At 63.2% G+C, this 25,507-nt stretch carries 31 protein-coding genes; 16 read left to right on the forward strand and 15 right to left on the reverse strand.

The annotated features are described in order from the left end of the window. Window positions 1-23: 23 nt before the first annotated feature. Together AC1DQK_RS03215 and AC1DQK_RS03220 are read left to right on the forward strand one after the other, a co-directional pair. Window positions 24-293: a hypothetical protein gene (locus tag AC1DQK_RS03215; protein WP_477867339.1), complete on the forward strand. Its 270-nt coding sequence runs from the start codon at window positions 24-26 to the stop codon at window positions 291-293. A 494-nt stretch (window positions 294-787) separates the two neighbouring features. Beyond that, window positions 788-2,782: a calcium-binding protein gene (locus tag AC1DQK_RS03220; protein ID WP_477867341.1), complete on the forward strand. Its 1,995-nt coding sequence runs from the start codon at window positions 788-790 to the stop codon at window positions 2,780-2,782. A 98-nt stretch (window positions 2,783-2,880) separates the two neighbouring features. On the opposite strand, the gene AC1DQK_RS03225 is transcribed toward AC1DQK_RS03220, so the two are convergent. The 4 genes from AC1DQK_RS03225 to purC all read right to left on the reverse strand — a co-directional run bounded on the left by AC1DQK_RS03225 (window position 2,881) and on the right by purC (window position 6,180). After that, window positions 2,881-3,315, reverse strand: a complete 435-nt coding sequence (locus tag AC1DQK_RS03225; RefSeq protein WP_477867343.1) for a Ros/MucR family transcriptional regulator — start codon at window positions 3,313-3,315, stop codon at window positions 2,881-2,883. 243 nt (window positions 3,316-3,558) lie between these two features. Continuing rightward, window positions 3,559-4,368 carry a ferredoxin--NADP reductase gene (locus AC1DQK_RS03230; RefSeq protein ID WP_477867345.1) on the reverse strand — a complete coding sequence of 270 codons (810 nt, stop codon included), beginning with the start codon at window positions 4,366-4,368 and terminating at the stop codon, window positions 3,559-3,561. Window positions 4,369-4,569: 201 nt separating this feature from the next. Then, window positions 4,570-5,241 carry an RBBP9/YdeN family alpha/beta hydrolase gene (locus tag AC1DQK_RS03235; RefSeq protein ID WP_477867347.1) on the reverse strand — a complete coding sequence of 224 codons (672 nt, stop codon included), beginning with the start codon at window positions 5,239-5,241 and terminating at the stop codon, window positions 4,570-4,572. A 162-nt stretch (window positions 5,242-5,403) separates the two neighbouring features. Then, window positions 5,404-6,180, reverse strand: coding sequence for a phosphoribosylaminoimidazolesuccinocarboxamide synthase (gene purC, locus AC1DQK_RS03240; protein ID WP_340315244.1), 777 nt, complete (start codon window positions 6,178-6,180; stop codon window positions 5,404-5,406). A 201-nt stretch (window positions 6,181-6,381) separates the two neighbouring features. Between purC and AC1DQK_RS03245 the strand changes: the two genes are divergently transcribed. The 3 genes from AC1DQK_RS03245 (at window position 6,382) to AC1DQK_RS03255 (ending at window position 9,188) form a co-directional block, all read left to right on the forward strand. Next, window positions 6,382-8,328 (forward strand): potassium transporter Kup, encoded by a 1,947-nt coding sequence (locus AC1DQK_RS03245; RefSeq protein WP_477867349.1) that lies wholly within the window; start codon window positions 6,382-6,384, stop codon window positions 8,326-8,328. 61 nt (window positions 8,329-8,389) lie between these two features. Then, a complete protein-coding gene (locus AC1DQK_RS03250; protein WP_477867351.1) occupies window positions 8,390-8,806 on the forward strand; it encodes a PaaI family thioesterase in 417 nt (138 codons plus the stop codon). A gap of 1 nt (window position 8,807) precedes the next feature. Beyond that, window positions 8,808-9,188: a PaaI family thioesterase gene (locus AC1DQK_RS03255; RefSeq protein WP_477867353.1), complete on the forward strand. Its 381-nt coding sequence runs from the start codon at window positions 8,808-8,810 to the stop codon at window positions 9,186-9,188. 106 nt (window positions 9,189-9,294) lie between these two features. On the opposite strand, the gene AC1DQK_RS03260 is transcribed toward AC1DQK_RS03255, so the two are convergent. Further along, window positions 9,295-9,684, reverse strand: a complete 390-nt coding sequence (locus AC1DQK_RS03260) for a response regulator (protein ID WP_477867355.1) — start codon at window positions 9,682-9,684, stop codon at window positions 9,295-9,297. 113 nt (window positions 9,685-9,797) lie between these two features. On the opposite strand from AC1DQK_RS03260, the gene AC1DQK_RS03265 reads away from it, so the two are divergent. Then, the gene (locus AC1DQK_RS03265) at window positions 9,798-10,274 is read left to right on the forward strand and encodes a hypothetical protein (RefSeq protein ID WP_477867357.1); all 477 of its coding nucleotides are present in this window, start codon (window positions 9,798-9,800) and stop codon (window positions 10,272-10,274) included. A 7-nt stretch (window positions 10,275-10,281) separates the two neighbouring features. Here the strand turns inward: AC1DQK_RS03265 and AC1DQK_RS03270 are convergent, their stop codons facing one another. Continuing rightward, window positions 10,282-10,578 carry a DUF6894 family protein gene (locus AC1DQK_RS03270; protein WP_477867359.1) on the reverse strand — a complete coding sequence of 99 codons (297 nt, stop codon included), beginning with the start codon at window positions 10,576-10,578 and terminating at the stop codon, window positions 10,282-10,284. 129 nt (window positions 10,579-10,707) lie between these two features. Between AC1DQK_RS03270 and AC1DQK_RS03275 the strand changes: the two genes are divergently transcribed. The 6 genes from AC1DQK_RS03275 to AC1DQK_RS03300 all read left to right on the forward strand — a co-directional run bounded on the left by AC1DQK_RS03275 (window position 10,708) and on the right by AC1DQK_RS03300 (window position 15,331). After that, entirely contained in the window at window positions 10,708-12,096 is a 1,389-nt protein-coding gene (locus AC1DQK_RS03275) for a leucyl aminopeptidase family protein (protein ID WP_477867361.1), read from the forward strand. Between the two features lie 130 nt (window positions 12,097-12,226). Then, complete coding sequence (locus AC1DQK_RS03280) at window positions 12,227-12,556, forward strand: MarR family transcriptional regulator (protein WP_477867363.1); 330 nt, start codon at window positions 12,227-12,229, stop codon at window positions 12,554-12,556. Next, on the forward strand, window positions 12,513-13,448 hold the full coding sequence (locus AC1DQK_RS03285) for an NlpC/P60 family protein (RefSeq protein WP_477867365.1): 936 nt from the start codon (window positions 12,513-12,515) through the stop codon (window positions 13,446-13,448). Before AC1DQK_RS03280 ends, AC1DQK_RS03285 begins: the two co-directional genes overlap by 44 nt. Beyond that, entirely contained in the window at window positions 13,445-14,386 is a 942-nt protein-coding gene (argC, locus tag AC1DQK_RS03290) for an N-acetyl-gamma-glutamyl-phosphate reductase (RefSeq protein ID WP_477867367.1), read from the forward strand. Before AC1DQK_RS03285 ends, argC begins: the two co-directional genes overlap by 4 nt. Window positions 14,387-14,452: 66 nt before the next feature. Further along, window positions 14,453-14,869 carry a hypothetical protein gene (locus tag AC1DQK_RS03295; protein ID WP_477867369.1) on the forward strand — a complete coding sequence of 139 codons (417 nt, stop codon included), beginning with the start codon at window positions 14,453-14,455 and terminating at the stop codon, window positions 14,867-14,869. Between the two features lie 27 nt (window positions 14,870-14,896). Then, complete coding sequence (locus AC1DQK_RS03300; RefSeq protein WP_477867371.1) at window positions 14,897-15,331, forward strand: hypothetical protein; 435 nt, start codon at window positions 14,897-14,899, stop codon at window positions 15,329-15,331. Between the two features lie 30 nt (window positions 15,332-15,361). Here AC1DQK_RS03300 and mltG read toward each other — a convergent pair whose 3' ends face one another. From mltG to AC1DQK_RS03330, 6 genes are all read right to left on the reverse strand, one after another. Continuing rightward, entirely contained in the window at window positions 15,362-16,333 is a 972-nt protein-coding gene (gene mltG, locus AC1DQK_RS03305) for an endolytic transglycosylase MltG (protein ID WP_477867373.1), read from the reverse strand. Between the two features lie 20 nt (window positions 16,334-16,353). Beyond that, window positions 16,354-17,619 (reverse strand): beta-ketoacyl-ACP synthase II, encoded by a 1,266-nt coding sequence (gene fabF / locus AC1DQK_RS03310; protein ID WP_477867375.1) that lies wholly within the window; start codon window positions 17,617-17,619, stop codon window positions 16,354-16,356. A gap of 134 nt (window positions 17,620-17,753) precedes the next feature. After that, the gene (locus tag AC1DQK_RS03315; protein WP_477867377.1) at window positions 17,754-17,990 is read right to left on the reverse strand and encodes an acyl carrier protein; all 237 of its coding nucleotides are present in this window, start codon (window positions 17,988-17,990) and stop codon (window positions 17,754-17,756) included. A gap of 128 nt (window positions 17,991-18,118) precedes the next feature. Continuing rightward, window positions 18,119-18,856 carry a 3-oxoacyl-[acyl-carrier-protein] reductase gene (gene fabG, locus AC1DQK_RS03320; protein ID WP_477867379.1) on the reverse strand — a complete coding sequence of 246 codons (738 nt, stop codon included), beginning with the start codon at window positions 18,854-18,856 and terminating at the stop codon, window positions 18,119-18,121. Window positions 18,857-18,910: 54 nt separating this feature from the next. Beyond that, the gene (gene fabD / locus AC1DQK_RS03325) at window positions 18,911-19,846 is read right to left on the reverse strand and encodes an ACP S-malonyltransferase (RefSeq protein WP_477867381.1); all 936 of its coding nucleotides are present in this window, start codon (window positions 19,844-19,846) and stop codon (window positions 18,911-18,913) included. A gap of 74 nt (window positions 19,847-19,920) precedes the next feature. Beyond that, window positions 19,921-20,607, reverse strand: a complete 687-nt coding sequence (locus tag AC1DQK_RS03330) for a hypothetical protein (RefSeq protein WP_477867383.1) — start codon at window positions 20,605-20,607, stop codon at window positions 19,921-19,923. A 231-nt stretch (window positions 20,608-20,838) separates the two neighbouring features. Here AC1DQK_RS03330 and rpsF point away from each other — a divergent pair, with 231 nt between their 5' ends. From rpsF to rplI, 3 genes are read left to right on the forward strand one after another with little or no spacing between them, the layout of a single operon-like run. Then, window positions 20,839-21,270 carry a 30S ribosomal protein S6 gene (rpsF, locus tag AC1DQK_RS03335; RefSeq protein WP_477867385.1) on the forward strand — a complete coding sequence of 144 codons (432 nt, stop codon included), beginning with the start codon at window positions 20,839-20,841 and terminating at the stop codon, window positions 21,268-21,270. A 14-nt stretch (window positions 21,271-21,284) separates the two neighbouring features. Next, complete coding sequence (gene rpsR, locus AC1DQK_RS03340) at window positions 21,285-21,509, forward strand: 30S ribosomal protein S18 (RefSeq protein ID WP_037527061.1); 225 nt, start codon at window positions 21,285-21,287, stop codon at window positions 21,507-21,509. Between the two features lie 18 nt (window positions 21,510-21,527). Continuing rightward, the gene (rplI, locus tag AC1DQK_RS03345; RefSeq protein WP_477867387.1) at window positions 21,528-22,124 is read left to right on the forward strand and encodes a 50S ribosomal protein L9; all 597 of its coding nucleotides are present in this window, start codon (window positions 21,528-21,530) and stop codon (window positions 22,122-22,124) included. Between the two features lie 95 nt (window positions 22,125-22,219). On the opposite strand, the gene AC1DQK_RS03350 is transcribed toward rplI, so the two are convergent. Beyond that, entirely contained in the window at window positions 22,220-22,663 is a 444-nt protein-coding gene (locus AC1DQK_RS03350) for a globin domain-containing protein (protein ID WP_477867389.1), read from the reverse strand. Window positions 22,664-22,757: 94 nt separating this feature from the next. On the opposite strand from AC1DQK_RS03350, the gene AC1DQK_RS03355 reads away from it, so the two are divergent. Next, window positions 22,758-23,192: an RrF2 family transcriptional regulator gene (locus tag AC1DQK_RS03355; RefSeq protein ID WP_477867391.1), complete on the forward strand. Its 435-nt coding sequence runs from the start codon at window positions 22,758-22,760 to the stop codon at window positions 23,190-23,192. Window positions 23,193-23,221: 29 nt separating this feature from the next. Here AC1DQK_RS03355 and thiD read toward each other — a convergent pair whose 3' ends face one another. Beyond that, a complete protein-coding gene (gene thiD, locus AC1DQK_RS03360; protein ID WP_477867393.1) occupies window positions 23,222-24,031 on the reverse strand; it encodes a bifunctional hydroxymethylpyrimidine kinase/phosphomethylpyrimidine kinase in 810 nt (269 codons plus the stop codon). A gap of 4 nt (window positions 24,032-24,035) precedes the next feature. Then, window positions 24,036-25,373: a phosphoglucosamine mutase gene (gene glmM, locus AC1DQK_RS03365; protein WP_477867395.1), complete on the reverse strand. Its 1,338-nt coding sequence runs from the start codon at window positions 25,371-25,373 to the stop codon at window positions 24,036-24,038. Window positions 25,374-25,507: the final 134 nt, after the last annotated feature.

The following is a 25,507-nucleotide window of genomic DNA, read 5'->3' on the forward strand; positions in this document are numbered from 1 at the left end:
AAGGCACGATGCTGAACTCGTCTATGGATATACTTCTGATGCTCGCCATTGGAGCGCTGCTCGGCTGGTTCTATAGCTGGATGGTCAGTGTTCACAACAGGCACGAAGTGATATTCGGCACGATCATCGGCGTTGCCGGCGCGTTGATCGGCGGTTTTGTGCTTACGCGATTGTTCGGCGTGCCTCCTCTGACAGGCGGCGCCCTCGCCCCATCGACCGCGATCGTCTCTCTGGCGAGTGTCATCGGGATACTTGGAGGCCTTGAGCTGTTTCGCGGCGGCTTCAATCCCTGACCGGTCAATCGGATTGCATCTAGCCATTAAGCGTCGGTAACGCCTTCCGCGTTCGTAGAGCGATCGATCATTACAGGCGGCTTTCTATCGAGGTGCCGCGGGAGCTGAACCACCCGAAAGCGTGAACACCGCTTGCAGCGGCTTACCAGCCGTGACGGGTTGCTGGTCGCCGGGTGGGTGATCCACGCATGAATACCCCAATGACATAGCAGATGCATTCGAGAATCCTCAGCTCACAGCCATAAGGAAACCGTTGATCGCATTTGATGTTCCGGATGCGAACGGACTAGACGGCAGGCCGCCTCATCATCGGCAGCGGATCGTTACGATCACGGAAGAATTTCGCCGCAACACGCAGCTAGAAACAAAGTTCCCCGTAAGAACCCGTTAATTAATTTTTCCTAACAGCTGGTCTATCGCAACGAAGGACCGGCGTAATGACGAATCCGATTCGCACAGAAGATTTTATTCAAAGCATCGGCGTAAATGTTCACATGGCATATAATGACGGTAAATATGCCAACTCTGCCAATGTCATTACGGATATGAAATATCTTGGGATCAGCATCGTACGCGATACTGCTCCTGCCTACTGGTATCAGACCAAAGCATTTGACGCGATGGCGAACGCCGGCATCAAGTTCGACTTCGTCGCCTCGGGCAACCGCAGCCCCGCCGATGTCGTCGCCGCGATCGAAACCTTCGCCAAGGCGCACCCCGGCGCAACGATCGCGATCGAGGGAGTCAATGAAGTCAACAATTGGCCCGTCACCTTCGGCGGCGTCACCGGCCTGGCAGGCGCCACCGCCTATATGACCGCGTTGGCCAAGGCACTCGCCGCCAATGCCACGCTCAGCAGCATCGACACCTATGGCCTGACCGGCGCCAACATCGTGCAGGACGTCGATTACGCCAATTTCCATGCTTACCCCAAAAACGGTGCCCAGCCGCTCCGCACGCTGATCGCCGGCCTCAAGGACCAGACCTCAGCGATGGCTGGCAAGCCCACGGTGCTGACCGAGGCCGGTTACTATACCGCGCCGACCAGCTCCAACTGGGGTGGGGTCGATCAGGCGACCCAGGCCAAGCAGACCCTCAACCTGCTGATGGACGCGACCAAGCTCGGCGTCTCGCACACCTATCTCTATCAGCTGCTGGATGCCTATGCGGATCCTTCGGGAGTCAGCATCGACAAGAATCTCGGCCTGTTCGATCTCTCCAACAACCCGAAACTGGCGGCGACCGCGATCCATAATCTGACGACGATCCTGGCGGACAGTGGAGCCGCTGCCGCGACGTTCACGACCCAGGCGCTCAACTACACCGTGGCCAATCTTCCCACTGATGGTGCCGTGCTGGCGATGCAGAAGTCGGATGGAAGAACCGACCTGGTAGCATGGTCCGAGCCCGACATCTGGGACGAGATCAATCACCGCGCGATCACCGCGGCCAGCAAGGACGTCACGTTCGATTTCGGTGCCAACCATGTCAGCGTGAAGATCTTCGATCCTCTTGCTTCGGCAGCAGCCGTCGCGACCTATGCGGACGTCACCTCGGTTCATGTCTCGGTCACCGATCACCCGGTGATCGTCGAGGTCACCGACATCCCGGATCCGATCGCGCCCCCCCCGCCCCCACTGATTCAGTCGATAGTGGAGCCCGTGGTGCCGACCACGCAGGCCGCGGTCGCGCCGGTGACAGCCATCACGTCGCCGGCCGTGGCTCCGGTCGTCTCAAGCGGTGATCCGTCCGCAGAACTGATCGCGTCGCTGGTGATCAGCGGCGGTTCCGCTCCTGCCGGTGGTTCCCTGACGAGCAGGCTGTCCGCCACCCGACCGGATTTTCTGGGCGGTGAGGGCAAGGATCAGGTCTATGGCGATGCGCAGGCCAACACGATCATCGGCGCGGGTGGTGACGACACGTTCTACGGTGCTGGCGGCAACGACAAGCTCTACGGAGGCGCCGGCAATGACTTTATCGATGGCGGCACCGGCCAGAACGAGATCTTCGGAGGCAACGGCAACGATTCGATCTATGGGGGAGGCGGCGGCAATAGCCTGTCTGGCAATGCGGGCGACGACATCATCCTGGGCGGCTCGGGCAAGGACCTCATTATTGGCGGTGCAGGCGTCGACACACTGACCGGAAACGGCGGAGACGATGTCTTCCGCTTCGCCTCAGGCGATTCACTTGGCGCGACGGCAGCCGGGCTCGATCGGATCGTCGACTGGCAGAGCCGATACAAGATCGACCTCGACATCTCCGGCAGCGCGACCAATTATATGGAAGCGAAAGCGGCCACCTTCGCCGCCGCGCAGGGCCAGGCTGACACCCTCTTTGCGCAGGGAACGATCAAGATCGCCGCCTTTCAGGTTGGAACCGATGCCTTCCTGTTCGCCGAAACCGATAGCAGCCATGCCGGATATGACGTGGCGATAAAGCTTGGTCACGGCACCTTGGCGAGCGTCGAATATGCGACCGTCATTTAAGGAGGTGCTCGGCGCCTTCCGATAAGGAATGGAGCGTCCCGGTGGGCCGATGGTCATCATTCATGGCCTTGCCCACCGGCAGACGCAAAGGAAGTGGCTCAACTGGCCGCTTGGGAGGGCCTCGCGTCACGCGATGCTTCGCTACCCTGCACCGGCTTCTTCCCGAGGCCGATCTTTTTCGCCATTTCGCGACGCCGATCGGCATAGTTCGGCGCAACCATAGGGTAATCGGCTGGCAGGTTCCACTTGCGGCGATAATCGTCCGGCGACATCCCGTAATTGGCCATCAAATAGCGTTTGAGCATCTTCATCCGCTTGCCGCTTTCGAGGCTGACGAGATAATCGCGTTTCACCGATCCCCGGACGGCAACCGCAGGCTCCTGCTGCTTGGGAGAAGCGACGGGAGCGCCCAGCCCGACCAAAGCCGCATGGACGGCCTTGATCATGCCGGGCACTTCGCTGGCGTGGACAGCGTTGGCAGCGACATGAGCCGCTACGATATTCGCCGTGATGGCGAGGAGAGTATCGGACAACGGCCGCCTCCGTTCGGTGAACCTGGACGGATCAGCCTGTACCGGAGCCTTGGGCGGCCTGTGTTAGCAAATGTTAGCCGCCGCGGTACGAAGTTCCCCTGGGCCGGCAACGCATGGAACGAAACGCAGGCGTTATAGTTCTATCCATAGGAGCGGCTTTCGGGCCGCTTCATAAAAGGGGCTAGGAACCCATCGGCAGTTTCCCCTTCCGGTGGGTTCCACGCAGTAAATCCCTGGGCGGGCTCAGCCCACAAAAGCCTTTTCGATAACGAAATCGGCGGGCTTGGCATTCGAGCCCTCCTGGAAGCCGAGTCTCTCCAGTATTGCGGAGCAATCCCGGATCATGTCCATGCTGCCGCACATCATCACCCGATCGGTCGCCGGATCCAACTTCGGTTCGCCCTCGACGCCGGCAAACATGCCGCCATCCTCCATCATCGCGGTGATCCGTGCCTGTCGCTCGAACGGCTCTCGGGTCACCGTGGGGACATAGCGGAACTTCGCAGCCGCCTCCTCCTCCACCAGCGGATCACCGGCCAGCCGCGTCTCGAGCACGTCGCGAAAGGCCAAGTCGCTCAGCCGGCGCACGCTGTGAACGATCACGACCTGCTCATAGCGCTCATAGATATCTGGATCGCGCATCACCGACAGAAAGGGCGCGAGCCCGGTACCGGTGGCAAGGAGAAACAGCCGCTTGCCTGGCGTCAGGGCGTCTGCGACCAACGTGCCCGTCGTCTTCCGCGCAAGATAGATTTCATCGCCTGCAATGATGTGGCGCAACCGCGACGTCAGCGGACCTTCCTCGACGGCGATTGAGAGGAATTCGAGTTCGTCGGCATATGACGGACTTGCGATCGAATAGGCCCGCAACAAGGGGCGCGCGTCGGTCGGCAGGCCGAGCATCACGAACTCGCCCGAACGGAATCGCATCGATGCGGGCCGGTCCACGGCGAAGCTGAACAGATGCTCGTTCCAATGCTTCACCCAGAGCACCGTCTGGATATTGAACGAATCGTTCGGCGCGATCTTTACCGCTTCCGTCCGGCTGCTCATCGTTTGCGTCCTTCCCATTGATACGTGATCGTGCGCGCTCCCTTAATGGGGCGGATAGGCAGACGCCACATCGGAATAATTTGGCCGAAGGACAGCTAAGCTTCATGCGGCGCACATGTGCGCTCGATCATGGCGAGATGGGCGACGCAAAAGCAACCCCGCCCGCTCCCCGGAGATGGAGCGGACGGGGCGCGAACCGTCCTAGGGACGGAACATGGGTGCCCGCCCGGATGCGGCAAGGCGGCTGGGGGTCGCAATATCGTCGAGGCTGCGGATCGGCTGAGAAGAGCCAGGCTCGACCAGGTCGATAAAACGGTCGAGCAATTCCTCGCCTTCGTCCCACCATCCGAGCCCGTCGGACGGCATGAAGTGGCCGCACTCGCCGAAGCGCGCAAAACCGGCACCCCATTGCCGTGCCAGGCTGAACGCGCGGTCGGCCGGGACCGCAGGATCATCGTCACTGGCTACGACCAGAGCAGGGAATGCGAATATGGTGGTCGGCAAGGGCGCGAAACATTGCAGCCGCGGGTCGGCGCTGTCGGCCGAAGGATCGCAAGGCCCGATCAGCAGGGCTCCGGCGACCGCGTTTTCACTCTCGCTGCTCATCAACCCGGCCCAGGCGGCAATGGTGAGCGCACCGAGCCCGTGTCCGACCAGAATCACCGGAGCGCCCACGCCGCGCAGGGCATGATCGAGCCGCATCACGCAGTTGTTGCGATCGGGTTGTCGAGCGCTGCCCAGATCGACAGCGTGACAATCGATGCGGCTTTCGGTCCAATGGCGCTGCCAATAGCCGGCGGCATCGCAATCGAGGTCTGGCAACAACAGCGTCACCGCCGCTGCGGATGGGTGCTCGAAACGGGACTTCGCCATGCTTCGATCCTCCTCGACTCGGCCCGAACCGGCCAGAAGTCATGCAGAACCATATGTCTAGCGTCTAAGTTGTAAATAGCAGTGCGACCAAATGCGGCGAGATTGCGGCAAGCGGAAAGGATTAAACCACTCTCGTCAGAAACCCGATCTAAGTGGTTGAAATCACTTACCTCTGTTTTTCCGATGGGTTTCCAGGTCCAGGATCATATTGTCACCTTCGGGCATCAGACCAAGCCTCCGTGCGATCTCCTGATAGGCTTCGACCTCGCCGCCCAGATCCTGGCGGAAGCGATCCTTGTCCAGCTTCTCGCCGGTTACCATGTCCCACAGCCGGCAGCCGTCAGGGCTGATCTCGTCGGCCAGAATGACGCGGCTATAGTCATTGTCCCAGAAGCGGCCGAACTCGAGCTTGAAATCGACCAGCCGGATGCCGATGCCGGCAAACAGCCCGCACATGAAATCGTTCACGCGAATCGCCATGTCGGCGATGTCGTGCATCTCCTCCTGGCTCGCCCAGCCGAAACATGCGATATGCTCGTCGGCGACCATCGGATCGCCGAGCGCATCATCCTTGTAGTAATATTCGATGATCGTGCGGGGCAATTGGGTGCCTTCCTCGATCCCGAGGCGCTTGACGATCGATCCCGCGGCCACGTTTCTCACCACGACCTCGATCGGCACGATCTCGACCTGGCGGATCAACTGCTCGCGCATGTTGAGCCTGCGGATGAAGTGGGTCGGAACGCCGATCGTTCCGAGCAGGGTGAAGATATGCTCCGAGATCCGGTTGTTGAGCACGCCCTTGCCATTGATCGTGCCCTTCTTCTGGGCATTGAAGGCGGTTGCGTCATCCTTGAAATACTGGATCAAGGTACCTGGCTCGGGACCTTCGTACAGGATCTTGGCCTTGCCTTCGTATATTTGGCGGCGGCGGGTCATCGGTCGGGCCTCCGGGGGCGCGGGAAACAGAGAAGCCCCGGAGACAACGTCGATTCGGACGCGCCACCGAGGCAGTTCGAAGTCGCCTTTACAGCGATTGCCGCCCCCACGCAAACGCTGCCGCGCCGCAGCAACATTTCACGTGCATTTGTTCCGGCACGGGCCTACTCCGCCGCCGATTTGCCGTGCGAGGGCTGCTTGATGCAGAGTGATATGGCCGACCCCCAAGCGGGACAACCGCTTACGCGGCGTCGGAAGGACACGATGGCGGCGTTGACGCTGGGAGCGCTTGGCGTCGTCTTCGGCGATATCGGTACCAGCCCGATCTACGCTTTCCGCGAAGCCCTGGGCCAGGCTGCGGAGGGCGGCATCAATGCCAGCGAGATATTGGGCGTGCTCAGCCTTGCGCTGTGGGCGCTCATCCTCGTCGTCACCTGCAAATATGTGATGTTCCTGATGCGCGCCGACAATAACGGCGAGGGCGGCGTGCTTGCCCTGATGGCGCTCGCGCAGCGATCCGCGCGCAAGCGCCGGATGCTGGTGCTGGTGCTGGGCGCGGCGGGAGCGGCACTCTTCTACGGTGACGGCATCATCACCCCTGCCCTGTCGGTGCTGTCGGCCGTGGAAGGCCTCAAGACCATCCCTGGTCTCGAACATGCCATATCCCGCGGCGAAATCATCCTGATCACCTCGGCGATCATCGTCGGATTGTTCCTGATGCAGGCGCGAGGCACCGCGCTCGTGGCCAGGCTTTTCGGTCCGATCTGCCTGATCTGGTTCCTGACGATAGCCGCGATCGGCCTGATCCATATCTTCGACGAACCCGCCATATTGATGGCCTTCCTGCCCCACAACGGCGTGCTGTTCATGGCGAATCATGGCTTGGCGGGAATGTTCGTGATGGGCGCGGTATTCCTGACCGTGACTGGCGCGGAGGCGCTCACGGCGGACATGGGCCATTTCGGCGCAAAGCCGATCCGTTTCGGCTGGCTCATCATCGTCTTCCCGGCGCTTGCGCTCAACTATCTCGGGCAGGGCGCCTTCGCCCTTCACCGGCTCGAAGTCGCCGCCGCTCGCGGCGTGGATTTCACCAACCAGGACTGGTTTTTCCTGATGGCGCCGGGCGCCGCGCGCGTACCGCTGGTTCTGCTCGCGACCTGCGCCACCGTGATCGCCAGCCAGGCCGTCATCACGGGCGCATATTCGTTGACCCAGCAGGCAATCCAACTCGGCCTGCTGCCGCGCCTCAAGATCCGCCAGACCTCCGAACACGCCGCCGGCCAGATCTACCTGCCATCGATCACTCTGCTGCTGTTTATCGGCGTGATGATCCTCGTGCTCGGCTTCGGCTCCTCCTCGTCGATGGCATCCGCCTATGGCATCGCGGTGTCGGGCACCATGGTGGTCACCACCTGCCTGGGATTCGTGGTCGTGCGCCGCTCCTGGGGCTGGCGCCTGCCGATCACGCTGGCTGTAATCGCCCCGCTGCTGTTGCTGGATATCTTCTTCTTCGGCGCCAATATCCTGCGCGTCTATGAAGGGGGCTGGGCGCCATTGATCGTCGCAGTGGGCGTCGGGCTCCTGATCGCGACCTGGGTCCGCGGGCGCGCCCTGCTGCTGGCGATAGACCAGAGCCAAGCGATCGCGCTCGACGAACTTGCCCGAATGCTCCGCACGCGACCGCCCGAGCGCGTGCCGGGCCTGGCGATCTTTCTGTCATCCAGCGTGGAAGCCGCGCCGAGTGCGCTGCTCCATAATCTCAAGCACAACAAGATCCTCCACGAACGCAATCTGGCGTTGACGATCAACACGGTGAACAGTCCAGTGGTCCATGGCGCGGACCGGCTGGAGATGCACGACATCGACGAGAATTTTTCCCGGGCCGTGCTGAACTATGGCTTTATGGAAAGCCCCGACATTCCACGCGACCTCGCCTTCGCGCTTCGCCATGGCGACAACAAGCTCGAGCCGATGCAGACCAGCTACTTCATCGGGCGCTCGACACTGCGCCCCTCCAAAAATAGCGGCATGCCTTTCTGGCAGGACCTGCTGTTCATTTTCCTGCATCGCAATGCTTCCGACCCGACCGATTTCTTCAAGATCCCACCGAACCGGGTTGTGGAACTTGGCTCGCAGACAACGATCTGAAGCGGGCGAGATGAGCGTGGGGCTTGCACCCGACGCGCAAAATCCTATGCCGGAACCAATCATGGACGAGATCGAACTGCAGAAGCTGCGAGGCGCCCTGGCCGGCCACACGGCGGAACTGGGCCTGCGCTACGTAGCCCATGGCGAGGATTGGGCCGAAATGGCGTTCGACTATGATCCGCGGTTCGCCATGACCCGGTCAACCGGTATCCTCGCATCTGGCCCGATCATCTCGTTGATAGACAGCGTGTCCGGTCTCTCGATAATGGCCAAGATTAAGCGGGTGCGGCCCCTGGCGACGCTCGATTTGCGGATCGACTATTTGCGATCGGCGCCTGCTGGCCGTGCAATCACCGCGCGCGCCACCTGCTACCGCGTCACGCGCCATGTCGCATTCGTGCGCTGCGAAGCGCATGATGGCGACCCGGACGATCTCGTCGCACAGTCCATGTCCAGCTTCTTCTTCACGGCGGATTGAGATGGAGCAGCAGCCGCCTTATGCCGCAGTCATCGGCGCCCGGTACAGCCAAGCCACCGGCGAACCTATCCTCACGATACCGTGGAGGATCGAAATCCAGGGGCGGCCGGGCTTCGTTCATGGCGGCGTGATCGCGGGGCTGCTCGAAATGGCCTGCTATGAAGCGATCAACCAGGAGTTCGGGAACGGCGACCATACCCGCATCAAGCCCATCAACGTCGCGGTCGACTATCTCCGCGGCGGGCTCATGATCGACACGCATGCGGTGGCGCAAATCGTGCGCGTGGGGAAGCGCGTCGCCAATGCCAGCGCCGTCTGCTGGCAGGACGACCGCAGCAGGCCGATAGCGACCGCCCGGATGCACCTGTTGCTGGATCGATAGCCGCTCATAAAACGCAGGGATCCGCCAGCGCAAAGGCCGGCCTGTTCAATCCGGACCACTGTCCCGCGCCTGCCGTGGGCTTACGATCGGCGGATGGAAAGCGCGCTCACTCCGCAATCGATCCGCCAGACTGGTTGAGAACCGTCGATATGCCTGTAACGATCTGGGCAGAGGCAAAGGGCTTCTGGATGAAGATGCTGCCTGGAACCCCGAAGGCGCTCCAATCGCTGCCGCTATCCGCACTGACATAGACCACGCCCACCTGAGGATAGTACTCCCGCGCATGTCGAGCGACATCCCATCCGGATATGTCGCTGGCCACTCTGATGTCAGTCACCAGGCCGGCAGGGCCATTACCCTCCTGATCGAGGAAGAGGAGCGCTTCGTCGGCAGTGCCGCAACAGGCGACTTGGAACCCGCCTTCAAGCAAGGCGTCTTCTATCATCGAACAGATGACGGGTTCATCTTCCACGACCAAAACCAAATTTCTGTCCACCAGCCATCCCCCTCCGGCCACCGGTCCGATATGACCACTTGTAGTCACAACGAGTTCGGGCAGCCGGCGTTCCCGCTGCGCCGGACATTATCCGGCCGCCTATCAAGCAGGGCATGGAACAACCATTTTTCAACATTTTAGCTGCTATCCATGAGGCATTCCAACGGCCGTCGGCAAAAGCCCCTATGAAATCGCACGATCTCTATGCCACGAAGGGCAACTCATCCAGTACCTCGTTCGACGGGATCTGGACGATGCGGTGCGGCAGCTTTGGGTGCCTCGACCACGAGATGCGCGGTGGGGTCCTGCAGGTGCAGGCGGAGCGGCTGTTCGGCGGCGACAGCAATTTCGCCTATCTCGGCTCGGGGAACGTCAGCAGGGGCGAGCTTTCGGGATGGCTGGATATCACGCGCCACGACGACGATCCGGCCATCGCCTGCCTGTGGGGCACGAACGAACGTCTCTACAAGCTTCGCCTTGTGGCAGAACTCGTTTCGCCTGAGCATGTCGAGGGGCGATTGCTGCGTTCCGGCTATCCCGACAAGCATCTAACCATGCGCAAGCTTATGCCCATAATCACAATAGTTTGATGCGCAGCTACCGAATTGAAACTATCCTTGGCACCCCGACAGCCTCACCGAGGCTCAGCGTCAACACCGGCACGCCGCCGTCGCGCTCCACCACGATAAGGTGGTCCAAGGCTAGGCGCCCCTCACGTACCTCGGCGGCAAGAATATCGCGCGCGCCTCTTAACGCCTGTTCCGACGCCGCCTCGTCATCGCGCAACCTGACGCCCTCCTCGTCGTCAAGATCCATGGAATCGCAGCGATAATGGAAATAATAACGCGGCATCAACGGCCCCAGTCTGGTTCGATTATTGCCATCGGCACGCATGATACCGATGACAGAAAGTCTGTCGTCGAGAGGATTTATGCCGGCTGAACATTGCGAGGGAACCCGACCTAAACCAGCAGTCTGCTGCAAGCGCTTCCACGCCCGACGATCCGGCCCTACAAACGCTGGATGACCGATTTTTCCGACCTGCTCCTCCCCGATCGGGGCGAACCCGCCCATCTTCTCACCGCCCTTCCGGCCGAGGCTTTCAGCCATTGGCTGAAAGCGCAGCCAGTGCAGGTCCGCACCCTGGCTGCAGCCGGCCAGTTCAAGGCGAAGCCGGGCGAACTGCTGATCTTGCCCGGCCGCAAGGACGGTGAATGGTCTGCCGTCTTCGGCGCGGCCAAGCATCCCGGTCCGTGGGAAATCGCGGCGGTGGCGCAAAAGCTTCCGGCGGGCCGCTACCGGCTCGAGGGAGAGGCTCCGACCGAAGGCGCGCTCGGCTGGCTCCTCGCGCACCACCGCTTCGATCGCTATCTGGAAAAGCCGGAGCCGGTCCCGGCACGCGTCCTGCTGACCAAAGATGCGGCCGACATCGCAACCTCGGTTGCACTGGCCGAGGCCGTTGCGCTGGTCCGCGACCTAGTCGACACGCCGGCCGCCGACATGGGGCCGGCCGAGCTCGCCGCGGCGGCGGAAGCCGTCGCCAGGGAGCATGATGCGACTTTCAGGCTCACCCAGGGCGACCGACTCGACCAGGACTATCCCATGATCGCGGCGGTCGGGCGGGCGGCGACCCGTGATCGCGCGCCCCGGCTCATCGAGCTGGAATGGGGCGATCCGAAGCATCCGAGAGTAGCGATCGTCGGAAAAGGCGTCTGCTTCGATTCGGGTGGACTCGACATCAAGCCATCCTCGGCAATGCTCAACATGAAGAAGGACATGGGCGGCGCGGCGCACGCGCTGGCGCTGGCGCGACTGGTGATGGGCGCGGGCCTTCCGGTTCGCCTTCACCTGCTCATCCCCGCCGTCGAGAATGCCGTGTCGGCGGAAGCGTTCAGGCCTGGTGACATATTGCGCAGCCGCAAGGGGATCTCCGTGGAGATCGGCAACACAGATGCCGAGGGCCGCCTGGTGCTCGGCGACGCCCTCGCGCGCGCGGCTGAGGACAAGCCTCTGATGATCCTCGACTTCGCCACCTTGACGGGCGCGGCCCGAACCGCGCTTGGCCCTGACCTCCCAGCCCTGTTCACCAACGATGAGGGGCTCGCGGTCGATATCGCTCTCGCGGCGCAGCAGGTTTCGGATCCGGTATGGCGGCTGCCGCTTTGGGCGGATTATGCCGAGATGCTCAAGTCGACGGCTGCGGACATCAACAATGCCGGCGAAGGTGGGATGGCCGGCGCCATCACCGCAGCGCTATTCCTCGAGCGGTTCGTGCCTCAAGGTACGCCTTGGGCGCACTTCGATACATTCGCCTGGCGGCCGACGGCCAAGCCGGGCAGACCCAAGGGTGGCGACGCGCTCGGAATGCGAGCGGCTTTCTCAATGCTCCGTGCCAGATTCGTTTCGGCATAAGCCCGAATGCCGGATTTAAGCGACGAGTCGCGGAAAAATATATCGCTTCCTGAAACGAAGTCGGAGCCCGCGTGTTTTCTTATTGGGAGAATGCACCTCCCACCAAGCTTTCATGTGAAGGGCGCGTATTATGGCCGAGAACCAGCTTTCCCAATGGATGCGGGCCCTGGTGTCCTATGTCCGGTCGGGGCAGCCTGATCTTACCAATCGGCAGATGGCCCTGCTGCTGATCAGCTACATCACCCCGGGTCCTCACACCGTTCGCGGCTTGGCACAGCAACTCGGCGTTTCAAAGCCGGTCATCACGCGCGCCTTGAATACCTTGGGCTCGCTCGGCTATCTGCGCCGTGAGCGCGACGATAATGATCGCCGCAACATCTTCGTCGCCAAGACCGATAAAGGGGCCGCCTTCCTCGATGCGTTCGGAAAGTCCATCGATCTCGAGAAGATGCGCAACTGAACCGACCACCGGCGGCCGGCTCGCCTCGGCCGGCGCCTTTCATCTCGATGGACCGACGCGACGCCTGGACGGCCGGATCAACGCGTTTCGCCGCGATATCGCCGACGTAGCGCTGGCCGGCACCCTGTTCGCACCCCATTACGCCGCGCCTATGCCGCGCGTGGCGAGTGGCAGCGCCATGATCCGCACCGCGCCGGGTGACGATGCCGAGGCGGCTTCGCAGATTCTGCCGGGCGAGGAATTCGCCGTGCTGGACGTGGTCGCAGGCTGGGCCTGGGGCTATTCCAAGCACGACCATTATGTCGGCTATGTCGCAGCCGATTCATTGGCGCTACCCTTCGAGCCCGGCTTTCGCGTCTCGGTGCGCGAAGCGCTGCTGTTCTCCGGGCCGTCCATAAAGTCTCCGGTCATCGGAACGCTGCCGTTCGGCGCTCGGCTCGCCGGCGAGGCGGAGGGGGGCTTCGTCGCGCTCGCGACCGGCTTCGTTCACGACCGGCATGTCGCGCCGCTCGGCGAGCGGGCTGATGATGCCGTCACCGTGGCGGAGGTCTTCCTCGGCATGCCTTATCTATGGGGTGGCCGCGGTGCCGATGGCATAGACTGTTCGGGGCTGGTCCAGGTGGCGTTGGGGGCGACCGGCATAGCCGCACCGCGTGATACGGACATGCAGCGCGAGGCGTTGGGCGAGGCATTGGCCGAAACGGACCGACTCCGACGAGGCGACATCGTCAATTTCCCAGGCCATATCGGGCTGATGGTAGACGACTTCCGGTTGATCCATGCCAATGCCTATTGGATGAGCGTGGTGATCGAGCCGCTCGCCGATGTCGTGGCCCGTCTCGCCCCCAATCATGACCGGCCGATACTGAGCCGGCGGAGAATCATATCATGACGTCGAGGGTCTTCATCGACGGTGCCGCGGGCACCACCGGACTAGAGATCCGTGACCGGCTTGCCTGTCGCGACGATATCGAATTGCTGGCGATCGCCGAGGATCGGCGCAAGGACGCCTCTGCCCGTGCCGAGGCGCTCAATGCGGCCGACGCGGTGATCCTGTGCTTGCCGGACGATGCCGCGCGCGAAGCGGTCGCCCTGATCGAAAATCCCGGCACCCGGGTCATCGACGCGTCGACGGCGCATCGGACTGCGGGTTCATGGTCCTATGGCTTCGCCGAGCTGGAGCCGGATCAACGCGAGGTCCTGGCAAAGGCGACGCGGATCTCTAATCCGGGCTGCTACCCCACCGGTTTTCTGGCGCTGGTGCGACCGCTGGTGCGGGCCGGGCTGCTCCCTGCGGATACGCCCCTGTCGACGAACGCCGTCTCGGGCTATTCGGGCGGCGGCAAGTCAATGATCGCGATGTTCGAGGACGCGAACTCGCCGGAAGCGACCGAAACTGCTTTCCGGGCCTATGCCCTCGGGCTTGGCCACAAGCATGTACCCGAAATGCAGAAGCGTGCTGGTCTCGATCACCCGCCGATCTTCTTCCCCTCGGTGGCGCGGACCTATCGCGGCATGCTGGTAGAAATCCCCCTGCACCTGCACCTGCTGCCCCGCCGCCCGAGCGGCGATGCCCTTCGCGACGTGCTGAGCGAAGCTTATGCCGGCAGCGCGCTCCTCCGCGTGGCGCGCGACAATCCGCCCGCGCTGATGATCGAGCATGCGGCCGGCACCGATCGTCTCGACCTGTTCGTCTATGCAGATGAGAAAGCCGGCCAGGCGCGCCTGGTGGCGGCCCTCGACAATCTCGGCAAGGGCGCCGCCGGGGCCGCGGTCCAGAACCTCAACATCGCACTGGGCCTGAACGAGACGGAGGGACTGCGTCTCTAGACCGGCATTGTCATTCCCTCCAAAGCGGAGCATTCTCTGTCCGTTTTGCGACAGGGGGAGATCGCGATGGTTCCTGTCTGGTATTGGATCGTCTCGGCCCTCATCCTGATCTGGAACCTGATCGGCTGCGCCGCCTGCTACAGCCAGATGACGGCGGGTCCTGACAAGATCGCCAAGCTGCCCGAAGCCCAGCGCGAGGCTTGGCTCGCCATGCCGCTTGCGGCAAAGGTCGCCTATGCCGTCGCCGTTGGCGCCGGCATGCTCGGCGCCGTGGCACTGTTGCTGCGGATGCTGGCCGCGGGCCCCCTGTTCATCGCCTCGCTGGTTGGCGTGATCGTCCAGTTCGGCTGGTTCCTCGTAGTCTTCAAGGGCGGAGCGAAGCTGGGGATATCATCGGCGGCTTTTCCGGCCTTCATAGCGCTGGTCGCCATGGGTGAGATCGGGTTCGCATGTGCGGCCAAGACCCATGGCTGGCTCGGCTGAGGCAGATAAGCAATCGGGAGACAGAGGATGACCGATCGTGCAGCGGTACCGGCATGGTACTGGATATTAGCCGTGCTTCTGTGCCTGTGGGGCGCGATGGGCATCTATTCCTTCTATACGGAACTCACCACATCCTATGACCAGCTGGCTGCCTCGATGGGCAAGGTCGAGGCCGACGCCGTCGCAAACATGCCGCAATGGCTCTGGTGGGTCTTCGGCGCGGCGGTTTGGAGCGGCACCTTCGGATCGCTCGCGCTGCTCCTGCGCAGTGCCTGGGCGCGACCGTTATACCTGATCTCGCTGGTCTCCGTGATCATCCAGTTCGGGTACATCTTCCTGATGACGAGCTTCCCCAAGGCCGTCGGGGCAGACTCGGCGGTTCTCCCAGCTATCATCATCCTGGTTGCGGGGTTCGAACTGTGGTTCGCGACATCGGCGAAGAAGAAGCGCTGGATCGGCTGAGCACCGCTTCGCGCCGACGCACCCCCCCGGCTACATCTCTCCACGCGCGCGGCGCAAGGCGTAAAAGCGCTGCACATTGGCGTTATGCTCGGCCAGGGTGTTGGCGAAGACATGGCCACCCTTGCCGCTGGCCACAAAATAAAGCGCCTTGCTCTTCGCCGGATCAAGCACGGCCTCGATCGCCGCGAGGCTCGGATTGGCGATCGGCCCGGCGGGAAGGCCGGTAGACGCATAAGTATTATAGCCGTTCACCGCGTTCAGTTCGGAGCGCTTGATCCGCCGGCCAAGCGGCTTACCCTTGGTGATCGGGTAGATCACTGTCGGATCGGCCTGCAGCTTCATCCCCTCGCGGATGCGATTCGAATAGACGGCGGCGACCATCGGCCGTTCCGACGCGATCCCGGTCTCCTTCTCGACGATCGAGGCGAGAATCAGCGCCTGGCGCTTGTCGCGCGCAACGGTGGTCGGCTTGCGTGCCGTCCAGGCGTCGTCGAGCGCAGTCCGCATCGCCACCTGCATCCGCGCGAGCACGGCAGCGCGCGGCTCACCCTTCTCATAGCTGTAGCTGTCGGGCAGCACCGATCCCTCCGCCGGGACGTCGACCGTGCCGGTGAGTTCGGGCTCGGCCATCAACCGCTCATAGACCAGGATCGACGGCATCCCTTCCGGGATGGTCACCAGATGCTGGACAGGTTTGCCGTGCTGGAGAATGTCGAGGATCGTTCGCCCACTGGCCCGCGCGGGAATCTCGAACTCGCCGGCTCTGATCGGAGAGTCGGGACCGAAACGGCGGGCAAAGCGCAGGAAATTGGTCGTCGACCGGATCGCTCCGGCCTGTTCCAACGCACGCGCGGCGGAGGCGAGTGTGTCGCCTCTCGCCACCTGCACCGTCACCGGCTTATCGAGCGGACCGTCGCCCCACCAGTCGCGCGATATCCACAATGCGGCGCCGCCGGCGACCAGCGCGAGTACCAGGATAAGCGCAATCAGGCGGCGCAGCATCGATGGCTTCCTGCGCCGACTCAATCCTCGACTGCGCGCATGATCAGGCTGGCATTGGTGCCGCCAAAGCCGAAGCTGTTGTTGAGCACCGCCTTGACCTTGCGCTTCTTGGCGACAAGCGGGACGAGATCGAAATCCTCAAGCCCGTCGCTCGGATTCTCGAGGTTGAGCGTCGGCGGCACGATCTGATCCCGTATCGCCAGGATGCAAAAGATCGACTCAACCGCGCCGGCGCCGCCCAGCAGATGGCCGATCGCCGACTTGGTCGAGCTCATCGACACCGTCTGAAGCGCATCGCCAAACAGCCGCCGAACCGCGCCGGCCTCAAGTTCATCGCCCAGCGGCGTCGAGGTGCCGTGCGCGTTGATATAGTCGATGTCCGATGGCTGCAGGCCCGACTTCTTGAGCGCCATCGCCATCGAACGATAGGCGCCGGATCCCTCGGGATGTGGCGCGGTGACATGATAGGCGTCGCCGGATAGGCCATAGCCGATCACCTCGGCATAGATCTTCGCGCCGCGAGCCTTGGCATGCTCATATTCCTCGAGCACGACAACGCCGGCCCCCTCGCCCATGACGAAGCCGTCGCGGCCCTTGTCATAAGGGCGGGATGCCTTCTCGGGCGTCTCATTATAGGCGGTCGACAGCGCGCGCGCCTGGGCGAAGCCGGCGATGCCGAGCGGGCAGATCGCGCCCTCCGCGCCGCCGGCTACCATGATGTCGGCATCGTCCATGGAGATCATCCGCGCGGCGTCGCCGATCGCGTGCGCACCGGTCGAGCAGGCGGTGACGACCGCATGGTTCGGCCCACGCAGACCATATTTGATCGAGACCTGGCCCGAGATGAGGTTGATCAGGCGGCCATGGACGAAATGCGGCGAGACACGGCGCGGCCCCTTTTCGTGGAGAACGATCGATTCGCTCTCGATGCCCGGCAGGCCGCCGATGCCCGACCCGATCGACAGGCCGGCGCGGTAGCTTTCCTCCTCGGTCATATCGAGGAGGCCGGCATCCTCGAGCGCCTGGCCGGCGGCATCGATGCCATAGATGATGAAAGGATCGACCTGGCGCTGAACCTTGTGATCCACGCGCTTGCCCGGATCGAACCCATAAGGATGATCGGGAGCCTTCACCTCGCAGGCGATCGTACAGGCCTGATCGCTCGGATCGAAGCGCGTGATCCGGGCGGCACCCGACTTGCCGGCCAGGATGTTGGCCCATGCGGTCTCGACGTCCGCCCCAAGTGGCGTGACCAGTCCCAATCCGGTTATGACCACGCGGCGCATGGCATTCTCCTGCATCTTGTCTTGAACGGCAAAGCGGCCCCCCGTCCCATCGGAAAGTCCGGGGTCGGGGAGCCGCTGAAACTGCTCGGCTCTGTCACCTGCCCCGGTCGGTCAACGGCCGGTGGGCGGAACGATCAGCCCTTGTGGCTTTCGATATAGCTGATCGCATCCTTGACGGTACCGATCTTCTCGGCGGCATCGTCAGGGATTTCGACCCCGAACTCTTCCTCGAAGGCCATGACCAGCTCGACGATATCGAGGCTGTCTGCGCCAAGATCGTCGATGAAGCTGGCTTCCTCGGTGACCTTCTCGGCCTCGACGCCCAGATGCTCCACAACGATCTTCTTAACGCGCTCAGCGGTCTCGCTCATGTTCTAAACCTTCCTTAGGGTCTCTTGCGCCTGCCCTAACGAGGGCCGACATTGCTTGCAAGCATGGTTTGATGACGGATGTGCAGCGCTTGATCCGGATTTAACCGGAAAGGCGACACCCGCCGGTTTCAGATCATGGCCATCCCGCCGTTCACATGCAGGGTCTGGCCGGTGACATAGGACGCCTCCGGGCTCGCCAGATAGACGACCGCCGCGGCGATATCGCTACCCTCGCCCAGCTTGCCGGCCGGGATCTTGCCGAGCAGCGCGTCCTTCTGTGCGTCTGGTAACCCGTCCGTCATTGCCGAAGCGATGAAGCCGGGCGCGACGCAGTTCACCGTGATATTGCGGCTCGCAAGTTCCTGCGCCAGCGCCTTGGACATGCCCACCAGGCCGGCCTTGGAGGCGGCATAATTGGCCTGCCCGGGGTTGCCGGTGGTGCCGACGATCGAGGTGATCGTGATGACCCGTCCGAAGCGCGCCTTCATCATCGGCTTGGTCGCAGCGCGGATCAGCCGGAATGCGGCTTCGAGATTGACCGAGATCACCTGATCCCACTCCTCGTCCTTCATCCGCATGATCAGATTGTCGCGCGTGACGCCGGCATTGTTCACGAGAATGTCGATCTTGCCGAGCGCCTCTACGGCGCGCGGGATCAAAGCATCGACAGCAGCGGCCTCACCCAGGTTGCACGGCAGCACCACGACGTCGCCGCCGATCTCCGCCGCCACGGCCTGCAGCGCTTCCTCGCGGGTGCCGGACAGAGCGACCCTGGCGCCCTGCGCCGCCAATGCCTTGGCGATGGCCGAGCCGATGCCGCCCGAGGCGCCGGTGACCAATGCGGTCATGCCTGAAAGATCGAACATATTCTTCCTCCCCACCCACTCCGTCATCCCGGTGGATGCCGGGGTGACGTGAAACTACAGACTCGCCGCGAATGCCTCGATATCGGCCATCGTCACGACGCTCGTCGCCAGCGCCTTGTCGGTGATGTCCTTGACCATCGGGCCGACCACCTTGCCGCCGAACTCGACGAACTGCTCGACGCCGGCATCGGCCATCGCCGCAACGCTCTCGCGCCACCGCACCGTACCGGTCACCTGCTGGACGAGCAGTTTGACGATTTCCTGCGGCGCCGCGGCCGGGGCTGCGGTGACGTTGGCGTAGACCGGGACCAGCGGGCTCTGCACCGCGGTCGTCCCAAGCGCTTCCGCCATCGCTTCGGCGGCAGGCTGCATCAGCGAGCAGTGGAATGGCGCCGATACCGGCAGAAGCAGCGCGCGCTTGGCGCCGCGCGCCTTGGCAATCTCTATCGCTCGCTCGACGGCGCCCTTGTGCCCGGAGACGACGACCTGACGGTTGCTGTTATCATTGGCCGCCTCGCAGACCTCGCCTTGAGCCGCTTCCTCGGCGACCGTCTTCGCGCCTTCGAAGTCGAGTCCCAGAAACACCGCCATCGCCCCCACGCCAACTGGCACGGCCGCCTGCATCGATTGGCCGCGAAGCTTCAGCAGCCGCGCTGTCGTGGCCAGATCGATCGCCTCGGCTGCACACAGCGCGCTATATTCGCCCAGGCTGTGTCCGGCGACGAAGGCAGCCTTGTCGACCAGGCTGACGCCACCTTCCTTCTGCAGCACGCGCCAGGTCGCGATGGCGTTGGCCATGATGGCGGGCTGGGCATTCTCGGTGAGCATCAACTCGTCGGGCGGGCCCTCGACCATCAGCTTGAACAAATTCTGGCCGAGTGCATCGTCGACCTCCTGGAAGACCTCGCGCGCCACGGTGCTGGCGTCGGCGAGGACCTTGCCCATGCCTACGGCCTGGCTGCCCTGGCCGGGAAAGATGAATGCGCGCATCGAGGCTCCCTTCGTCTGGCGAGCGGCAGTAGGAAAGAGCCGCTGCCGAGGCAAGCCCAAAGGCCTGCGGCGCCTTACCGCTTCAGCCGGCCGAAAGGCAGCAACTGCTTTGCGAGCGCCTGCGTGGCGCCACGGTCACCCGCGCGGAGCGGCACCAGCAACGCTGCGGCGTTGCGCTGCATGATGGTGTCGATCGGTAACACGATTTTGGCGGCACTCGCGGTTTCGGCAAGGGCGCGGCCGCGCGGATCAGCAGGATCTATCGCCAGCCTCAGCAGCGCTGCCAGGCCTGGAAACAGCGCCCGGTTGCCGCCAAGCGCGACCGCACGATCCATCATCGCCAGACCTGTCGCTTTCTTCGCGCCGATCGCCATGCCCGCAACGAAGCCGCCCAGAGCGATCACCGAATCCAGATGCCAGGTCCCGATCGCCGCTGCGGCGTCCGCATCATTTGGGGACACAGCGGCAAAATGTTCGAACAACCGTCGCGCCGCCACCGCATCGCGGCGGCTGCGCGTCAGCTTGGCACGGTAGCCCAGTGCCATCGCCCGCACGAGAGCGGCTTCGTGATTGCTCCCATCGCGCGCCAGCAATGCAGCGGCGCCCCTGTCTGCCTCGTCGATCAGCGCCAGGGCGCTCGCCTTGTCGCGCGACTGGAAGGCGGCTTCGGTAAGGATCTGGCGCGGTGTCGCGGCGAGAAGCGGTACCGCCAGGGCGGGTATCGCGATGAGGGCGAATGCGGCTAATCCGCGTGGTGTCATCAAAGCAGCTTCATCGTCGGATCCTACACGCTGCCCCTTCCTGAACCATTCCCCCTCCTCCCGGTTCCGCACGACCTCCCGCACTTGCCTTCATGGCGATATTCCGCCATAGGCCGCCGCAGCCGGGGTAGAGACTCGTTCTCTGCCCCTGCGCATTTTGGAAGACAGCCGGAGGGGCGTTCGTGATTGGCACGACGTCAGCGATCGGCCAAATGTAAGGAAGACGCGAACATGGCTCTCTACGAGCATGTGTTTCTCGCGCGTCAGGATCTGGCTCAAGCTCAGGTCGACGCGCTGGCGGAAGCCGCCACCCGAATCGTCGAAGATGGCAAAGGCAAGGTCGTCAAGACCGAGACCTGGGGTCTTCGCAGCCTCGCCTATCGCATCGCGAAGAACCGCAAGGCGCACTATGTGATGCTCCAGATCGACGCCCCCGCGGGTGTGGTCGCCGAGCTCGAGCGCCAGACTGCGATCAACGAAGACGTGATCCGCTACATGACCATCCGCTTCGACGAGCTGGAAGCCGGCCCGTCGGCGATGATGCGCCGTGGCGAGCGCAACGAGCGCGACGGCCGCCGTGACGGCCGTGGTGATCGCGGCGACCGTGGTGATCGTGGCGACCGGGGCGACCGCCCCCGCCGCGATGATCGCGAAATGGCGTAAGGGAGAATAGACACATGGCACGCGCATTTTTCCGCCGCCGCAAGAGCTGCCCTTTCTCCGCGAAGGATGCTCCCAAGATCGATTTCAAGGATGTCCGTCTGCTGCAGGGCTTCGTGTCCGAGCGTGGCAAGATCGTTCCGAGCCGCATCACTGCAGTGTCCGCCAAGAAGCAGCGCGAACTCGCCAAGGCGATCAAGCGCGCCCGTCACATCGGGCTGCTTCCCTACATCGTCAAGTAAGAAGGGAGGACCGCCACCATGGACGTGATCCTGCTCGAACGCGTTGAAAAGCTGGGCCAGATCGGGGACGTCGTCTCCGTCAAGGCCGGGTTTGCACGCAATTATCTGCTGCCCCGCAAGAAGGCACTGCGCGCCAACGAAGCCAATAAGAAGGTCTTTGAGGCGAACCGCGCCCAGATCGAAACAGACAACGCCAACCGCCGCGTCACTGCGGAACAGGAAGCCGGCTCGCTCGAAGGCAAGTCGATCGTCCTGATCCGCCAGGCATCGAACACCGGCCAGCTCTACGGCTCGGTTTCGACCCGCGACATCGCCGATGCACTCGCCGAAGACGGCATCAAGGTCGCCAAGTCGGCGATCGTGCTCAGCCGCCCGATCAAGGCGATCGGCGTTCACGAGGTGAAGGTCGTCCTTCACGCCGAGGTCAGCCGCAGCATCACCGTCAACGTTGCACGCTCGCCCGAAGAGGCCGAGCTGCAGTCGCAGGGCGTCGATGTCATGGCATCGATGTTCGAGCGCGACGAGGCCGGCTTCACCGAAGCTTATGATCCCAACGCCGAACCCGGCGAGATCAATGCGGATCTGCTCGAAGAGCAGCCCGCCGAAGAAGCCTGAGTCTTCGACCAGATAAGAAAAAGGCCGTCCGGAGCGATCCGGGCGGCCTTTTCTTATGCTGTCATCAGGTGCCGGTCGCGCTGATCGGCCTTAAGCTATGCAGCCGCGGCGTAGAGTTCGCGCTCACGTGTGATCAGGATGTCGGCCAGGAACCAATAGGCCTCGCCCCAGGCGTTGAGAACCGTCTGGTCGACCGCATCGCCGAGAACATCCTTGATCGCTGGCAGTAGCGCGGCGGCAACCGCCGGATAATGCTCCGGCTTGACCCCGGTATCGACATGCCGCGCGCCCATCCGCTCAACCGCCGATGTGAGCGCACCGAGATTGTCGACATTCTTCGCATAGGCAAGGATCGCGGCGGCAAGCCGCTTTGGCTGCTCGCCCGACTCCTGCGCGGCCTGATCGAACAGGTCCTTGACCGCCGGATCGGTGAACAGGCGTTCGTACATGCGCGTCGTAATCGCCACGCCATGCTCCTGAAGCGCGGGCGCGGTAGCTTTGACGATGTCGATGGTCTGCTTCGATAGCGGCTTGCTCATGCGAATCCCCTTTAAGATGTATCTAACATACATCTACATAGGCTCCGAAGAAGATGCAAATTGAATATATCTTAGCGATCGCCTATCCTGCGGCATGCGCCTCTCCCGCCACACCGATTATGCGCTGCGCGTTCTGATCCACCTGGCGGTGCGGCCCGAACGCCGCGCATCCATTGCCGAAATCGCGCGCACCTACGCGATCTCCGAGAACCATTTGATGAAGGTGGTCCATCTCCTCGGCAGAGCCGGCTTCATCCGGACAACGCGTGGGCGCGGTGGTGGCATCACCCTGGCGCTGCCGGCAGAGCAAATCTCGATCGGCGCGGTTGTCCGCCATACGGAGCACGATCACGCTCTGGCGGACTGCCATACCTGTCTGATCGCACCCGCCTGCGGCCTCACGGGCGTGCTGGGCGAGGCTTTGGAGGCCTTTTTGGCGGTATTCGATCGATATACGCTGGCCGACATCTCGCGGCGGCGGCTGGATCTATCGGTCCTGCTCGGGCTGGAGCCTACCGAAGCGGCCTGACGCTTAGCGGGACGATGATGTCCCGTCCTCTACGCTCTCTCATCCGCGAGAAGAAAGCGGAAACCCATCGGGCCATGCCCTTTCCCGAGCGCGGGTGCGTCGAGCAGTGCTGCCCTGACGAACCCCCGCGCCCGGTCGATCGCCGCTGGTAGCGCCATGCCCTGCCCCAGCCCCGTAGCGATGGCGCTGGCCAGCGTGCAGCCCGTTCCATGATCATGGATTGTGTCGATACGCTGCGCCTCCCAGGACCGGGGCGAAACCCCACCGGAGAAGAGCATGTCGGTCAGGATGCCCTCCGACAGATTGGCTCCGGTAGCGAGAATCGCCCCGCTCCCATGCGCCATCAGGTGAGCGGCAGCCGCAGCGATCTCGGCCGCGCCGCGCAAGGCAAGGCCGCGCAGCGCAGCCAGTTCATCGATATTGGGCGTCGACACCGCCGCCCGGCCCAGCAGCCGGCCGAAAACGGCGATCGCCGCCTCGTCCGCCAGCCTGCTGCCGCTGGTCGCGATCATCACCGGATCGAACACCAGCGGAACTGCGGCCAGATCCGGCCGATCGAGCCGGTCGGCCACGGCTTCGGCGATCTCCGCCGAGCCGATCATGCCGATCTTGATCGCATCCACGCCGATGTCGCTCACCACCGCGTCGATCTGTGCGATCACCATCTCGACAGGCACGGCGTGAACCGCGGTGACCCCCAGCGTGTTCTGCGCGGTCAGGGCGGTGATCGCCGTCATCGCATGACCGCCGAGCAGGGTGACCGTCTTGATATCCGCCTGGATGCCCGCGCCGCCGCCCGAGTCCGAGCCGGCGATGATCAGGATTCGCGCCATCGCCATAGTCTCAAGCGGCCTTGCGGACCGCCTCGCAAATCTGGTCGACCATGGTTTCGACGAGCTTGCGGTCCTCGCCTTCGGCCATCACCCGGATCAGCGGCTCCGTGCCCGATTTGCGGATGACGAGCCGGCCGGTGCCTTCGAGCTTCTCCTCCGCATCACTGATCGCGGCGATCACCTTGTCGTCCTTCAGCGGCTCACCGCCAGTGAAACGGACATTCTTGAGAAGCTGGGGCAGCGGATCGAACAGGTGAAGCAGTTCATGGGCGGGCTTGCCGCTCTCAACCAGCCGCGCCAGCACCTGCAGCGCGGCGATCAGGCCATCGCCGGTAGTGGCGTGATCGGTCATGATGATGTGACCCGATTGCTCGCCGCCGACGTTGAAGCCCTCGGCACGCATCGTCTCGACCACATAGCGATCGCCGACCTGCGTACGGTGCAGGCTCAGCTTCTGAGATGCCAGGTAGCGTTCCAGGCCCAGGTTGGACATCACCGTGGCGACCAGCCCGCCGCCCTTCAGTTCGCCGCGATGGTTGGCGCCCGTGGCGATCAGCGCCATCAGCTGGTCGCCATCGACGACCTTGGCCTGATCGTCGACGATGATCAGCCGGTCGGCGTCGCCATCCAGGGCAATGCCGATGTCGGCGCGCGTCTCACGGACCTTGTCCTGCAGCGCTTTGGTGTCGGTAGAGCCGCACTTGTCGTTGATGTTGATGCCGTTGGGAGTCACCCCGATCGAGATTACATCGGCACCCAACTCCCACAACGCCGATGGAGCGACCTCATAGGCGGCACCATTGGCGCAATCGATGACGATGCGCAGGCCGTCGAGGCGAAGATGCTCCGGAAAGCTCGACTTGACCGCGTGGACATAACGCCCCCGTGCGTCCTCGACGCGGCGCGCACGGCCGATATCGGCGGAGGCCGCAAGCTTCGTCGATTTGTCCAGCCGCGCCTCGATCGCCGCTTCGTCGTCGTCGGACAGCTTGTAGCCGTCGGGCCCGAACAGCTTGATGCCGTTGTCGGCGAACATATTGTGGCTGGCCGAGATCATCACGCCGAGATCGGCGCGCATCGAGCGGGTCAGCATCGCGACCGCCGGGGTCGGAATCGGCCCCATCATCACCACGTCCATGCCGACGCTGGTGAAGCCCGCGACCAGCGCCGACTCCATCATATAGCCCGACAGCCGGGTATCCTTGCCGATGACCACGCGATGGCGATGCTCGCCGCGCAGGAAGTGTGCGCCCGCCGCCTGTCCCACCTTCATGGCGATCTCGGCCGTCATCGGGCTTTCGTTGGTGCGGCCCCGGATACCGTCGGTGCCGAAATATTTACGCGCCATATTAGGAGGGTCCCCGCCCGGATTTCCACCGTTAGATGCGCTCAAATACGCCGCGCCTCAAGCCCTTCACATCGGGCGAGATCCACTCCGCCATTAAGGGGTGGGACTGACACGCCCACCGCTAGCAAGCCTTG

It is taken from the genome of Rhizorhabdus sp. P4_G5 (assembly GCF_056401065.1).